The sequence below is a fragment of the Moritella yayanosii genome, from assembly GCF_900465055.1.
GTDB classification, from domain to species: Bacteria; Pseudomonadota; Gammaproteobacteria; order Enterobacterales; family Moritellaceae; genus Moritella; species Moritella yayanosii.
This window is the reverse complement of the sequence record NZ_LS483250.1, coordinates 4,099,372-4,112,144: the sequence shown is the minus strand read 5'-3', so window position 1 is coordinate 4,112,144 and position 12,773 is coordinate 4,099,372. Positions and strand designations below refer to the sequence as shown.

Sequence of the window (12,773 nt, the reverse complement as noted above, 5' to 3'; positions counted from 1 at the left end):
TGATATTAATTAATTTTTAACGGCTAACCGTTAAGTTATAGCTGTTGATTGGTGTAACTTAACATTTCATCAACCGCTGATATTACTTTTGCGTTCATTTCGTATACGCGCTGACTTTCAATCAGGTTGACCAATTCTTCGGTCACGTTTACATTGGATGTTTCAATCGCACCTTGCACTAATTTACCCAAACCTTCATTGCCTGGCAGACCTTGTACCGGATCACCACTAGCACCTGTTTGAATATACATGTTTTGTCCAATTGGCTGTAATCCACCGGGATTAACAAAGTCTGAAATATTAATTTGCCCAACGGTCTGGTTATCTGTTTGACCAGGTAAGCTTACCGAGACCTCACCATCTTCCGAGACGGTAATGGTTTGTGCGTCTGCCGGTATTTGGATCTGGGGTTGCAATGGATACCCCCTGCCTGGTGTCACGATAATCCCTTCATCATTTAAGGTAAATTGACCGTTACGGGTATATGACGTCGTGCCATCCGGCATTTCAATTTCGAAAAATCCACGGCCACTGACCATTAAATCCAGTGAGTTATCCGTAGTTAACATATTGCCTTGAGAATGATCTTTTTGTATCGCGACAACCCGCGCACCCGAACCAACCATTAACCCAGACGGTAGTTTAGTATTTTGCGATGATTGGCCACCCGGCTGATTTATTGCTTGGTACAATAGATCTTCAAAAATCGCACGCTCTTTCTTAAAACCAACAGTACTGGCATTGGCCAAGTTATTTGAAATCGTTGAAATATTTGCTTGCTGTGCTTCTAAGCCGGTTTTGCTGATCCATAATGCAGGATTCATAATGCTTTCCTCGTCTAATTTATACTATTGGGGACTCATCAGTGAAAAGTTAACTGATTTGTAACAACGAATCAGATGCTTTGTCATTTTCTTCTGCTGTTTTCATCATTTTTATCTGCATTTCAAATTGACGTTGCAGATTAATCATTCCGGTGAGCTCACCAATAGCACTCACATTACTGGTTTCAAGTGCGCCACCAATCACTTGGACATTAGGGTCGACAATAGCTGGCGTACCATCGGCCTGTCGAAACAGACCGTCATAACCTTTAACTAAATTTCGTACATCGGGGTTAACCAATTTTAATTGGTCAACTTCTTCTAATGCATTTGCTGGTGCACCTTGAGGACGGATCTCGATACGACCATCAGCATGGATTTTTATTTGTTCAACGGGTACAGGGATCACGATAGGACCATTTACACCAAGTACAGAACGGCCTGACGATGTCAATAACTCGCCAGTCGCACTCATGTGCAAACTGCCGCTACGGGTATAGCCTTCCTTGTTCTTATCATCCAACACGCTTAGCCAACCGTCGCCTTGGAGTGCAACATCGAGTGCATTACCCGTTTGTTGTAGCGCCCCTCCCGTAAAGTCTTGCCCAGGACTTTCGGTAATAGCAAATACACGGGTTGGCAGGCCTTCACCAAAAGCTTGCATTGAACGCGCTTGTTCAAAATCAGCCTTAAAGCCATGTGTATTGACATTGGCCAGGTTATTGGCATGAATAGCCAATGCATTCATATTTTCTTTGGCACCCGACATCGAGATATAAAGCATATTGTCCATTCGTCAATCCTCTGTCACTTTTCGTTGAAATTGTTAATTACCCATCTAATACCAATAATAAAGCAATTAAAGTGCCAAAATGAAAAAGCCACCCTAAATAGGATTGGCTTTTATCAAAAAATGTACCTCTGCGGTGAATCCCATGTCGAATAATTCCGCTTGTTATATGGCTTACTAGCCCGTTTCATTAACGGATCTGTAATATCGTATCTTGTAATTTAGAGTTCACCTCTAACGTTCTTGAGTTGGCTTGGTAGTTACGCTGTGCCGTAATTAAGTTAACCAGCTCACTGGTCAAGTTAACATTGGATTGCTCTAGTGCTGATGAATTAATTTTACCAAAGGTACCAGAGTTGGCTTCGCCAGCAATCGCAGCGCCCGACAGTTGTGATGCACGCCAGCCCGTATCGCCCGTCTGGCTTAAGCCTTGTTCATTGGCGAACTTAGCCATCGCAATCATCCCCAGTTTGTCGTTACGTCCATTACTGTAACTCGCCGCGACCATACCATCCGGACCAATATCAATCCCCGTTAGTCGACCCACTGTCGCCCCGTCTTGTTCAAGCTTAGAAACTTCAAACGCAGACGCAAACTGAGTCGGGTTATTAATATTAAGTTTAATCGTCTGAGTGGTATCCGCACCATTGGTTAAGACCCCCCCCAGCGGCACGGTTTCTGCGATCGCAGGTGTTTGCTGTTGCAATAAACCCGATGAATCAAACGTCAATTGCATTGCTAACGGTTTTACCGGTGTTCCCGGAGCCGCAGCGACAGCCTGCCCGCCAACAAGATCAACAGGTTGATCATCCACATAGTTGAATTCCAACCAGGAATTAGCAGGCGCCCCCGCGGTACCATCTTTGACATAATAAGTTGATAAAGTATGTGATTCACCTAACGAATCGTAAATAGAGACAGAGGTCGCAGCGGTATAAGTTCCGCTATCAATAGGATCAAATTTAGTGGGGTCTAATGAAGGTGATGTCGCCGGTAAATTCATCGTTATATCAACGTTGCTCGTTGATTCAGGCACACCCGCGGTATCAGGTATTTGTAGCGGTTTTGTTGACGCCATACTCACCGCTTTTGGTGATCCGTCATCATTAACATCATAAACTTGCAGATAACTACCCGCCGAGTTAATGACAAAACTATTTGCATCCAGTTTAAACGCCCCAGCACGCGTATAGTTACGATCCATAGATTCCATACCATCAGACATAACAAAAAAACCATTACCGTTAATCGCTAAATCAAGCGAATTTTCGGTAAAATTCAAGCTACCTTGCTGGAACTGTTGCGCAATATGGGATGTCGCCACACCATTACCAACAGAGGTTTTTGCATTTGAGAAAATCGATGTTGCATAAACATCGCCAAACTCAGCGCGAGACTCTTTAAAACCAGTGGTGTTAACGTTAGCAATGTTATTTGCCGTGGTATTAAGGTCTTTCTGAGCAGCGTTGATCCCACTCAAGGCGATGTTAAATGACATAAGACTTCCTTATTCAATAAATTTATTAGGTTTTAGTACCAGCAATTTCGGTTGCTTGACTCAGTGGCAGACTGCCCATTCCTTTCAAGTTCAGAATAATACCGCCGCCGGTATTACCAATGTTGACACTTTCAACATGCTGGAAACTTGAGACTTTAAGATCTTGTGCATTGCCGTCTATCGACGCCGATGCTTTTAAGCGGTAATTTCCTTCCGCCACTTTATTGCCGTTCATGTCTGTGCCGTCCCACTCAAAAGCCACAGCCCCCCTTTTTTGCTCACCCAAATTAATAACGTTAATCACCTCACCGACTTGATTGCTAATTTGCAAGCGTAAATTAGGCGCACTCTGGGGTAACTCAATACGCCCTGACACGTTTTCGCCGGCAGATAAAAATGCTGACGATGCTGGTGCTAATACCTTAGTACCCACAAGACTAGAAGCTTGTAACGCTTGGTTTGAGCTCATAATTGCAGTTAACTGCTCAAACTTGCTGCCCATTTTAGCAATACCATCAGCGGTAGTGAATGACGCCATCTGCGCCACCATCTCTGAATTTTCTACGGGTTTGAACGGGTCTTGATAAGCCAGTTCTTGTGTTAGCAAGGAAAAAAAGTCTTCTTGACCAAGTTCTTTGCGGGTAGTCTCTGCCGCTTGCTCTGCCGCATCCCTTTTTTCAGTTTTAAACTGACTGCTAAAGTCAGCTACATTATTACTATTGTTAATTGTCGTCACAACCAAATACCCTCTATGAACCCTGACCTAACGCCAATGTCTTACTTAACATTTTCCTAGCTGAATCAGCTATTTGCACGTTAGTCTGGTATGAACGAGATGCGCTAATCATGTTTGCCATCTCTTCCATTATGTTTACATTCGGACGATATACATAACCATTTTCGTCAGCTAATGGATGGTTTGGATTATATTCATTAACTAATGGTGCATCACTCTCTACAATCCCTGCAACATTCACGCCAACTGCCTCATTTTGTGCGAAATTAGCTTGATCTAATTGCGCTTGGAAAATAGGATAGCGTGCTCTATAGGTTTCACCAGCGCTACTACTCACACTATTTGCATTAGCAAGGTTACTCGCGGTGGTATTTAAACGCACCGATTGTGCACTCATTGCCGACCCAGCAATGTCAAAGACTCGAAATAAACTCATAATTATTGTCCTTTAATTGCCTTGCGCATAGTTTGAATTTTACTGCTTAAGAATGATAATGATGCCTGATACTCCATGCTATTTTGCATAAAGCTAGTACGTTCAATTTGCACATCTACGGTATTCCCGTCCCCTGTATCAGGTTGATTAGGGACTCTATATCGGACATCAGAAGCCATACCCCGGCCACCTGATATATGACGTTCACTAGTTTTTGATAAATTAAAACTACGACCTTGGGTTGCACTAGCAAGGGCATCTTTAAAGCTTAAGTCTCTTGCTTTAAAACCCGGAGTGTCGGCATTGGCAATATTACTGGCCAACACTTCGGCACGGCGTTCTCTTACGCCGAGAGTATATTGGTGTATACCTAATGCATTATCAAAATTAATCGCCATGAACGCCTCCTATACATTTATATCGTAATCAATCGTATGACAATTACGATGATACAAATTATAAAAGCAACATATGTGCCAAAAAGATATTCGACAGGGTGGTTTTATTTAAATCATAGTGGGATAGGATGTAAATAATTTAAAATCAACAACTTAAGATTAAATAAAAAGGTGGGTATAGACTTTGTAAATATTTATTGTGGGTAAGGTCGTACAGTGAAACGACAAAAACAGTTTTTTGACGCTGTATGAGAGCCAGACACCGCCAATAAATGAACATCCATGTTCATACGTTAACTTGTAGTAAAATAGGCTATTTAAGTCTATATACGATACCAGGGTTACAACGGATCATTTCAAACTTATCCGTTAATCCCGTCAAGGATTCTGATGCGCCCAAAAATAAGTAACCGCCGGGTTTTAATGAATCGGCAAATTGATTAAGGATCTGACTTTTAATTTTTGGTGAAAAGTAAATAAGGACATTACGGCAAAAAATGATATCGAATTTGCCCAACAAAGCATAACTTTCTAACAAATTTATTTCACGAAACGATGTTAATTGCTGGACGTCTCGATTCACCTGCATTTTATCATCAGGTAATATCGTAAAGAACTGACGTTTACGTTCAGGAGATAAACCCCGGCCAAGTGCCAAACGGTCATAAATACCTTCTTTACAGTACTTAATCATGGTTGGTGAAATATCCGTACCGACAATTTGTACATTAGGCTTCACTAAACGCTTGAGCTTTTCCTGCGTTTCAATCGCTGACATCGCAATTGAAAACGGTTCTTGGCCAGACGACGATGCCGCTGACCATATTTTTACTGGCTGACCTTTATTGATAAACTCAGGTAAGAGCTTAGCTTGTAAATATTCAAACGGATACACGTCACGAAACCATAACGTTTCATTGGTGGTCATCGCATCAACAACATCATTACGTAAATCCCGCGCTAACATGGTCATCGATTTTTGTACTAGCTCAGTTAAATTTGTCATCTTATGTTTTGCCAATAGTGGCAATAAACGACTTTTAACTAAATATTGTTTATTTTGCCCTAATACAATACCGCACTGAATCTCAAGAAATTCACTAAAACGGGTATAAACTTCATTTGACAATGTTTGCACTATTTTACTCACTTTCTATTTTAAAATATATGTATTCAATATTACAGAACACTTAGCTAGGGTCAGCTGCTTTTAATGCCTTTAATACCGCACCCGCTAGCTCATCCGGATTAAATTTGGCAATAAAGTCGTTCGCTCCTACTTTTTCCACCATCGCCTGATTAAATACACCACTTAATGAGGTATGCAAGATAACGTACAAATCACTTAATTTCGGATCATTTCGGACTTCCGCAGTCAAGGTATAACCATCCATTACCGGCATTTCGATATCCGAAATCATTAAAGCAACCAGATCGGAGATAGGTGCGTCTAATGCCATTTTCCGTAACTGATTTAAACCATCACGACCATCTTTGGCTAATACTATCTTAAAACCAAGATCAGAAACGGCTTTTTTGATCTGGTTACGCGCCACACTTGAATCATCCACAACCAGGATCACTTTTTCTATAGCTTTCTTATCGATTTCCGTGGCTGATGCTAAAATTTCAGCACTGACATCCGTTTTTACCGGTGCCACTTCATGCAGGATTTTTTCCACATCAAGTATTTCTACTAACTCGTTATCGACCTCTGTAACGGCCGTTAAATAACTAAATTTACCTGTACCTTTTGGCGGCGGTAAAATGGCTTCCCAGTTAATATTAATAATACGTTCAACGCCACCGACTAAAAACCCCTGTATTGAACGATTATATTCAGAAATAATAATAAACGCTTTGCTTAAATCCTCAATAGGACGACCGCCCGTCGCCAAGCTTAAGTCAATCACGGAAATAGTCTTACCACGAATATGGGCAACACCGCGAACAACGCTATTCAGCTTAGGTAAAATTGTGAGGTGTGGACATTGCAGTACTTCTTTTACCTTAAATACATTGATACCAAAACGCTGACGCCCGTTTAAACGAAACATAAGTAATTCTAGACGGTTTTGTCCTACCAACTGTGTGCGTTGATTGACCGTATCGAGTAATCCTGCCATTATCCATCCCCAGGTAAATGTAGCTTATTATCAAGGTGGCTTAAATATTGCTTTACCACTGTATTATTCATTTTAATTGATAGCCTACGCGTTAAGCAGTCAAAATATTGGCTCTTAAATCGTTTTATACGTAGTCTTTAATCTTATATCGGCTTAGAAACCAAAATGCTTAAATATATTTTATCGTTACTGCTGTTCTATTGTTTCAGTGTAGTTAGTTATAGTCCACTTGCTCACGCAACAACAGATAAACATCAAGCGCTTGAGAAGTTTGCGGAATCTTTTATCAAAGCGCAACTATTTACCTCTGAAAATGAAAGAGTGAGCATAGAAGTAACCAAAATTGACCGCAGAATAACAGTTAGTCAGTGTAAAGGTAATATATCAGCAGAGTTAGTCGGCAATAAAAGCTTACAACGTTCAGCGACTGTGAAGATACGTTGTGATAGCACTGATAATTGGCAACTTCATGTGCAGATAAAGATTATTCGACTAGTACCGGTCGTGGTTAGTAACCGACCTTTATCAAAAGGTAGCCTATTAACTCAACACAATACTAAAATTGAATATATGAACCGGGTATTATTACGCTCTGGTTATATTTCAGATTTAGCTTTTGTTAATAACGCGCGCTTAAAAAGGCAACTGTCGAATGCTCAAATGATCTCAACACGCGATATTTGTCTTGTGTGTAAAGGCGAAAACGTTACAATTACCAGTTCAGTTGGAAATCTAACCGTAAAAACTGATGGTATAGCTTTGGCTAACGGCATTCTGGGTGAAAAGATCAAGGTACGTAACAGTAAATCGAAACGAATTGTTTCAGGTGTTGTCCAAGCAGCAGGTATCGTCCAAATAAACTATTAAATTATGCTAAAGTTTTATTGTCATGCGTCGATAATATTTTAGTACACCTGTTTACTATTCAATAGGTACAGAAAAATGGCCATAAATTTAACCAATTTAAATAATCGTAGTCTCCAGCTGGACCAAGCGCGAAGTGCGCAGCAGAAAGCCAACGTTCGCGCGGGTAATTCTGTTCAAGCTTCACCGCAACGAATAGCACAAGGTGACTCGGTTAACATTACATCACAAGCCAAAAGTTTGACCGCTATGGAACATGATTTAGCTCAAGGTACACCCGTTAACGAGTCGAAAGTTGAAAGTTTGAAAAAAGCCATTGCCGATGGTAGCTATCAAATAGATGCGAATAAATTAGCAAAGAACATGTCTAGCTTCGAATCTTTACTCGCATAACCAGTACATTGTAAATACAGATGACAATAACAACATTACCTGAATTACTTGGTTTACAAGTTTCTTATATAGAACAGTTACTGACTCTATTAACCGCTGAAAGATCAGCGCTAGAGTCACGAGATGTCACAGCTTTAGAAAAGCTCAGTCAAAAAAAACAGCAGCAGATAACCCAAATTGCCGAGCTCGATGTAAAAATCAGTCAGCATGCGGATGCTGCAGCATTACTGACTACCTATCTTGCTCAAAAACAACAAATTGAAACCGAACTCTCTCAATGCCAAGAATTGAATGACGTGAATGGTAAACTCATTGAGCTCAATCTGCGTAATACCAAACGACTAACCGATATCATTATCCGTAGTCGCTCACGTAACAATATTACCTATGACAAGTTAGGCCGTACTCGCGGATCTTTCGCTACGCTTGGTATGTCTTTCAAATCGTAATTCAGCGATCTGATTAATACTGCTTACTTAGCACCTCTTAATATGCGAACACTCATTAACAAACCGTGACATTAATCGCTAAACCGCCTCTCGATGTCTCTTTATACTTACTTTTCATATCATCACCTGTGGCTTTCATGGTTTTAATCACTTGATCAAGCGACACCTTATGGTCTCCTGTACCCATACGCGCCATACGCGACGCATTAATCGCTTTCACGGCACCTATGGCATTACGTTCAATACACGGGATCTGCACCAAACCCGCAACAGGATCACAAGTCAATCCCAAATTATGTTCCATCCCTATTTCGGCAGCGTGTTCAACTTGCTCTAGCGTCCCACCTCTTATTGCGGTCAACCCTGCGGCAGCCATAGAACAAGCAACGCCGACTTCCCCCTGACAACCCACTTCGGCACCAGAAATAGAGGCATTTTTCTTATATAAGGTGCCAATGGCCGCACAGGTAAGTAGGTAGGTCTTAATTTTATCTTCCGTTAATGGACTCACAAACTGATCATAAAAATACATTACCGCAGGAATAATACCGGCAGCACCATTGGTCGGCGCCGTCACAACTCGTCCACCTGCGGCGTTTTCTTCATTCACCGCCATCGCATACATATTAACAAAGTCCATACCATGGAAAGTATCATCCTTGGCATCAGGTGCCTGTAGTTTCTTAAACAATCCAGGCGCGCGGCGTCGTACCTTTAAACCTCCGGGTAAAATACCTTCATTACGGCAACCACGATGAATACAGTCCACCATGATGTCATGGAGCTGTAATAGTTTTTTATTAATAACCTCATCGGTATTTAATTGTCGTTCATTTTCATACATGAGTTTAGCGATAGATAATCCGTGTAAGCGACAAGTAACGAGAAGCTCATCGGCACTATCAAATTTATATTTTGGCGGGATCGCTGCATTGACTTCCAAAGGGTTATCAATATGCTCATGATCAAGAATAAAACCACCACCAATCGAATAATAAGTTTTCGTTAACACGATGCTATCTTTACTTAATGCTACTATCGTCATCGCATTGCTGTGATAAGGCAACGTTTTACGCTGATGCAATACAATACTCTCGGCTCGATTAAAAGGAATAAAACCAATGCCACTCATACTGATGCCTTGTTGCTCATCTATCTCCTTCAATATTGACGCAACTTGTTCCGAGTCTATTTTATCCGGCTCATAACCTGCTAAACCTAAGATCACCGCAATATCACTGCCATGACCAATCCCGGTTTGCCCTAACGAACCAAATAGTTCTGCATTTACACCGACTATCGACTCGCGGTTATCCAATGCTTTGAGGTGTTGTAAAAAATCAAATGCGGCGCGCATAGGGCCAACAGTATGTGAACTCGATGGTCCAATACCGATACTAAACATATCAAAGGTACTGATCATAGAATACTCCCTGATTAATGAATATTGCTTACTGTAGGTATAGCACATGATCGTTTATGCAATTTTATTACTATTTTGAAAAATATTACGACTATAATTAGTTATAAAAATACATACTTTTCGCCTGTAAAATCGGCATTAACACTATATTCATGCTGTTTAAGCCATTTTAACCGTAATAAAGTCACAAAAATCACCGTGACGATGCTAAACATAAGTAAAAAATGTAATAATAGTTCGACTTACTTCATATTTTTTACATAATTTCCGTAATAAATATCCAACAAGGTTTATAATGCTGCTACAGATTCGCATTTACCTTACATTACTTTATCATGCGCCCATTGCGGAGCTTGCCAGGGGAAAATCATGAGTATGCTCGAAAGAATCATCCAAAATTTAGAAATATTCAGTAAGTCTGAAAAAAAGGTTGCTGATGTTATTCTCGAATCTCCGCAATCTGCTATTCATTCAAGTATTGCGACACTTGCCAAAGTGGCAGATGTAAGTGAACCGACAGTAAATCGTTTTTGCCGCCGTTTAGACACCAAAGGTTACCCAGATTTTAAATTACATTTAGCGCAAAGCTTGGCTAACGGTACGCCGTACGTGAACAGACACGTAGAGGCCAATGATGGTCCGGAAGTTTATACCAACAAGATCTTTGAATCGACCATCGCTCATTTAGACTCAGCAAAAAACAGTTTAGATCCAGAACTCGTTAACAAAGCAGTTGATCTTCTGATCCAAGCCAAACAGATCTCTTTCTTTGGTTTAGGCGCATCGGCTTCTGTCGCGCGTGATGCTGAAAATAAATTTTTCCGCTTTAACGTACCCGTCATTTGTTTTGATGACATCATGATGCAACGTATGAGCGTAATTAACAGTACCGAAGATTCGGTCGTGGTTTTATTCTCACATACTGGCCGAACTAAAAGTATGGTTGATGTCGCAAAACTAGCCCGTGAAAATGATGCTATCGTGATTGGTATCACCGCGGAAAATTCACCGCTCGCAAAATATTGCAACTTGGTTATTTCACTCGATGTGTTAGAAGACACCGATGTTTATATGCCAATGGCATCACGTGTCGCGCAGTTAGTACTGGTAGACGTACTCGCCACAGGCTTCACATTACGTCGCGGTGATAAATTCCGAGAGAACTTGAAGAAAGTTAAGTCTGCGATTAAAGATTCGCGCTTTAACAAAATAGATGAATAACAAATGGCCACATTAAGTGGCCATTTTTTTACCTGTCACTTTTTACATATTCTTGTCACCAAACGGTAATCAAACCTCGACATACTAATGCTGTTTTAGATCACCACTTGTCTGACAGAGTAGATTAACTAAAATCATCTCATAAATCATTTGGAGTAATCATGTTACGTCGAACTAAAATTGTAACCACCTTAGGTCCAGCAACAGATCGTGATAATAATTTAGAAAAGATAATTCTTGCCGGTGCCAATATGGTTCGCATGAATTTTTCTCACGGCAACGCCGAAGACCACATCAAGCGTGCCAAAGACGTTCGTGCAATCGCTAAAAAACACAATAAACACGTGGCTATTTTAGGTGACTTACAAGGTCCTAAGATCCGTGTATCTAAATTCACAGACGGGAAGATCCAATTAAACATTGGTGATAAATTCTGTCTAGATGCAGACTTTGATAAAACGGCGGGTAACCAAGAGCGCGTTAGTATCGATTACCCTGAATTATCAAAAGATGTATTCGCGGGTGATGTACTACTACTTGACGATGGCCGCGTACAATTAAAAGTAATCGAAATTAAAGGTAAACAGATCCACACTGAAGTAACAGTAGCGGGCCCGTTATCCAATAACAAAGGTATCAACAAACAAGGCGGTGGTTTATCTGCTGACGCGCTTACCGACAAAGATAAAGCAGACATTATTACGGCGGCTAAAATTGACGTAGACTTTATTGCAGTGTCTTTCCCACGTAACGGCAGTGATATCCATTATGCCCGTGAACTTGTTCGTGCTGCGGGTTCGAATGCTAAAATCTGTGCCAAAGTAGAGCGTGCAGAGACGGTAGCGACAGAAGAAAGCATGATAGATATCATCCTAGCATCTGATGCTATTATGGTCGCACGTGGCGATCTAGGCGTTGAGATTGGCGATGCGGCACTTGTGGGTGTACAGAAATCTCTCATCAATTTATCGCGTAAATATAACCGTGTTGTGATCACTGCAACACAAATGATGGAATCAATGATCACCAGCCCAATGCCGACACGTGCAGAAGTGATGGACGTAGCGAATGCGGTGCTTGATGGTACAGATGCTGTCATGTTATCTGCAGAGACTGCGGCGGGAGATTTCCCAGTCGAAACAGTGAAAGCGATGGCCGAAGTATGCCTAGGCGCTGAAACACACCCAAGCATCAATGTATCAAACCACCGTATTGAATATACATTCGATTCAATTGAAGAAACAATTGCCATGTCGACTATGTATGCTGCAAACCACTTAAAAGGCGTAAAAGCGATTGTGGCATTAAGTGAATCCGGAACTACGCCATTATTGATGTCACGCATCAGTTCGGGGTTACCTATCTTCTGCTTGTCTCCACATCAGAAAACATTGAATGCGACAGCGCTTTACCGTGGTGTAACACCCTTACAGTTTTGCACTGAAGGTTTATCGCAAGAGCAGATCGTAGAGGGTGCTTACGCAGTGCTGAAAGCAACAGGCCAACTGAAAACCGGCGATATCATCTTATTTACATTAGGTGATAAAATGGATACTGTTGGTTCAACAAACACCTGCAAGATCCTAACAATCAAATAAGTATTTTTTGATTCAGA

Annotated in this window: 14 protein-coding genes; 5 read left to right on the top strand and 9 right to left on the bottom strand. The window is 41.1% G+C overall.

Annotated elements, in window-relative coordinates:
* Positions 1-35 precede the first annotated feature (35 nt).
* The 8 genes from flgG to MORIYA_RS19160 form a co-directional block, all read right to left on the bottom strand.
* Complete coding sequence (flgG, locus tag MORIYA_RS19195) at positions 36-824, bottom strand: flagellar basal-body rod protein FlgG (protein WP_112717830.1); 789 nt, start codon at positions 822-824, stop codon at positions 36-38.
* Between the two features lie 49 nt (positions 825-873).
* On the bottom strand, positions 874-1,617 hold the full coding sequence (flgF, locus tag MORIYA_RS19190; RefSeq protein ID WP_112717828.1) for a flagellar basal-body rod protein FlgF: 744 nt from the start codon (positions 1,615-1,617) through the stop codon (positions 874-876).
* A gap of 187 nt (positions 1,618-1,804) precedes the next feature.
* Positions 1,805-3,112, bottom strand: a complete 1,308-nt coding sequence (gene flgE, locus MORIYA_RS19185; RefSeq protein WP_112717826.1) for a flagellar hook protein FlgE — start codon at positions 3,110-3,112, stop codon at positions 1,805-1,807.
* A gap of 25 nt (positions 3,113-3,137) precedes the next feature.
* Entirely contained in the window at positions 3,138-3,848 is a 711-nt protein-coding gene (locus tag MORIYA_RS19180) for a flagellar hook assembly protein FlgD (RefSeq protein ID WP_112718690.1), read from the bottom strand.
* 13 nt (positions 3,849-3,861) lie between these two features.
* Complete coding sequence (gene flgC / locus MORIYA_RS19175; protein ID WP_112717824.1) at positions 3,862-4,284, bottom strand: flagellar basal body rod protein FlgC; 423 nt, start codon at positions 4,282-4,284, stop codon at positions 3,862-3,864.
* Positions 4,285-4,286: 2 nt separating this feature from the next.
* Positions 4,287-4,682, bottom strand: coding sequence for a flagellar basal body rod protein FlgB (flgB, locus tag MORIYA_RS19170; protein ID WP_112717822.1), 396 nt, complete (start codon positions 4,680-4,682; stop codon positions 4,287-4,289).
* A gap of 313 nt (positions 4,683-4,995) precedes the next feature.
* Complete coding sequence (locus MORIYA_RS19165) at positions 4,996-5,820, bottom strand: CheR family methyltransferase (RefSeq protein WP_112717820.1); 825 nt, start codon at positions 5,818-5,820, stop codon at positions 4,996-4,998.
* Between the two features lie 52 nt (positions 5,821-5,872).
* Complete coding sequence (locus tag MORIYA_RS19160; RefSeq protein ID WP_112717815.1) at positions 5,873-6,808, bottom strand: chemotaxis protein CheV; 936 nt, start codon at positions 6,806-6,808, stop codon at positions 5,873-5,875.
* Positions 6,809-6,973: 165 nt separating this feature from the next.
* Here MORIYA_RS19160 and flgA point away from each other — a divergent pair, with 165 nt between their 5' ends.
* From flgA to MORIYA_RS19145, 3 genes are all read left to right on the top strand, one after another.
* On the top strand, positions 6,974-7,675 hold the full coding sequence (flgA, locus tag MORIYA_RS19155) for a flagellar basal body P-ring formation chaperone FlgA (RefSeq protein WP_112717813.1): 702 nt from the start codon (positions 6,974-6,976) through the stop codon (positions 7,673-7,675).
* A gap of 75 nt (positions 7,676-7,750) precedes the next feature.
* The gene (gene flgM / locus MORIYA_RS19150; protein ID WP_112717811.1) at positions 7,751-8,065 is read left to right on the top strand and encodes a flagellar biosynthesis anti-sigma factor FlgM; all 315 of its coding nucleotides are present in this window, start codon (positions 7,751-7,753) and stop codon (positions 8,063-8,065) included.
* A gap of 20 nt (positions 8,066-8,085) precedes the next feature.
* Positions 8,086-8,514, top strand: a complete 429-nt coding sequence (locus MORIYA_RS19145; protein WP_112717809.1) for a flagella synthesis protein FlgN — start codon at positions 8,086-8,088, stop codon at positions 8,512-8,514.
* A gap of 55 nt (positions 8,515-8,569) precedes the next feature.
* On the opposite strand, the gene MORIYA_RS19140 is transcribed toward MORIYA_RS19145, so the two are convergent.
* Entirely contained in the window at positions 8,570-9,937 is a 1,368-nt protein-coding gene (locus tag MORIYA_RS19140) for an L-serine ammonia-lyase (protein ID WP_112717807.1), read from the bottom strand.
* A gap of 369 nt (positions 9,938-10,306) precedes the next feature.
* Here MORIYA_RS19140 and MORIYA_RS19135 point away from each other — a divergent pair, with 369 nt between their 5' ends.
* Complete coding sequence (locus tag MORIYA_RS19135) at positions 10,307-11,158, top strand: MurR/RpiR family transcriptional regulator (RefSeq protein ID WP_112717805.1); 852 nt, start codon at positions 10,307-10,309, stop codon at positions 11,156-11,158.
* Between the two features lie 161 nt (positions 11,159-11,319).
* The gene (gene pyk, locus MORIYA_RS19130) at positions 11,320-12,756 is read left to right on the top strand and encodes a pyruvate kinase (protein ID WP_112717803.1); all 1,437 of its coding nucleotides are present in this window, start codon (positions 11,320-11,322) and stop codon (positions 12,754-12,756) included.
* The last annotated feature ends 17 nt before the right edge of the window (positions 12,757-12,773 follow it).

Coding starts and splice junctions, on each gene's coding strand:
- MORIYA_RS19140 (WP_112717807.1), bottom strand. CDS start 9,937: ATGATCAGTACCTTTGATATGTTTAGTATCGGTATTGGACCATCGAGT.
- flgB (WP_112717822.1), bottom strand. CDS start 4,682: ATGGCGATTAATTTTGATAATGCATTAGGTATACACCAATATACTCTC.
- pyk (WP_112717803.1), top strand. CDS start 11,320: ATGTTACGTCGAACTAAAATTGTAACCACCTTAGGTCCAGCAACAGAT.
- MORIYA_RS19145 (WP_112717809.1), top strand. CDS start 8,086: ATGACAATAACAACATTACCTGAATTACTTGGTTTACAAGTTTCTTAT.
- MORIYA_RS19160 (WP_112717815.1), bottom strand. CDS start 6,808: ATGGCAGGATTACTCGATACGGTCAATCAACGCACACAGTTGGTAGGA.
- flgC (WP_112717824.1), bottom strand. CDS start 4,284: ATGAGTTTATTTCGAGTCTTTGACATTGCTGGGTCGGCAATGAGTGCA.
- flgA (WP_112717813.1), top strand. CDS start 6,974: ATGCTTAAATATATTTTATCGTTACTGCTGTTCTATTGTTTCAGTGTA.
- MORIYA_RS19135 (WP_112717805.1), top strand. CDS start 10,307: ATGAGTATGCTCGAAAGAATCATCCAAAATTTAGAAATATTCAGTAAG.
- flgG (WP_112717830.1), bottom strand. CDS start 824: ATGAATCCTGCATTATGGATCAGCAAAACCGGCTTAGAAGCACAGCAA.
- flgE (WP_112717826.1), bottom strand. CDS start 3,112: ATGTCATTTAACATCGCCTTGAGTGGGATCAACGCTGCTCAGAAAGAC.
- flgF (WP_112717828.1), bottom strand. CDS start 1,617: ATGGACAATATGCTTTATATCTCGATGTCGGGTGCCAAAGAAAATATG.
- flgM (WP_112717811.1), top strand. CDS start 7,751: ATGGCCATAAATTTAACCAATTTAAATAATCGTAGTCTCCAGCTGGAC.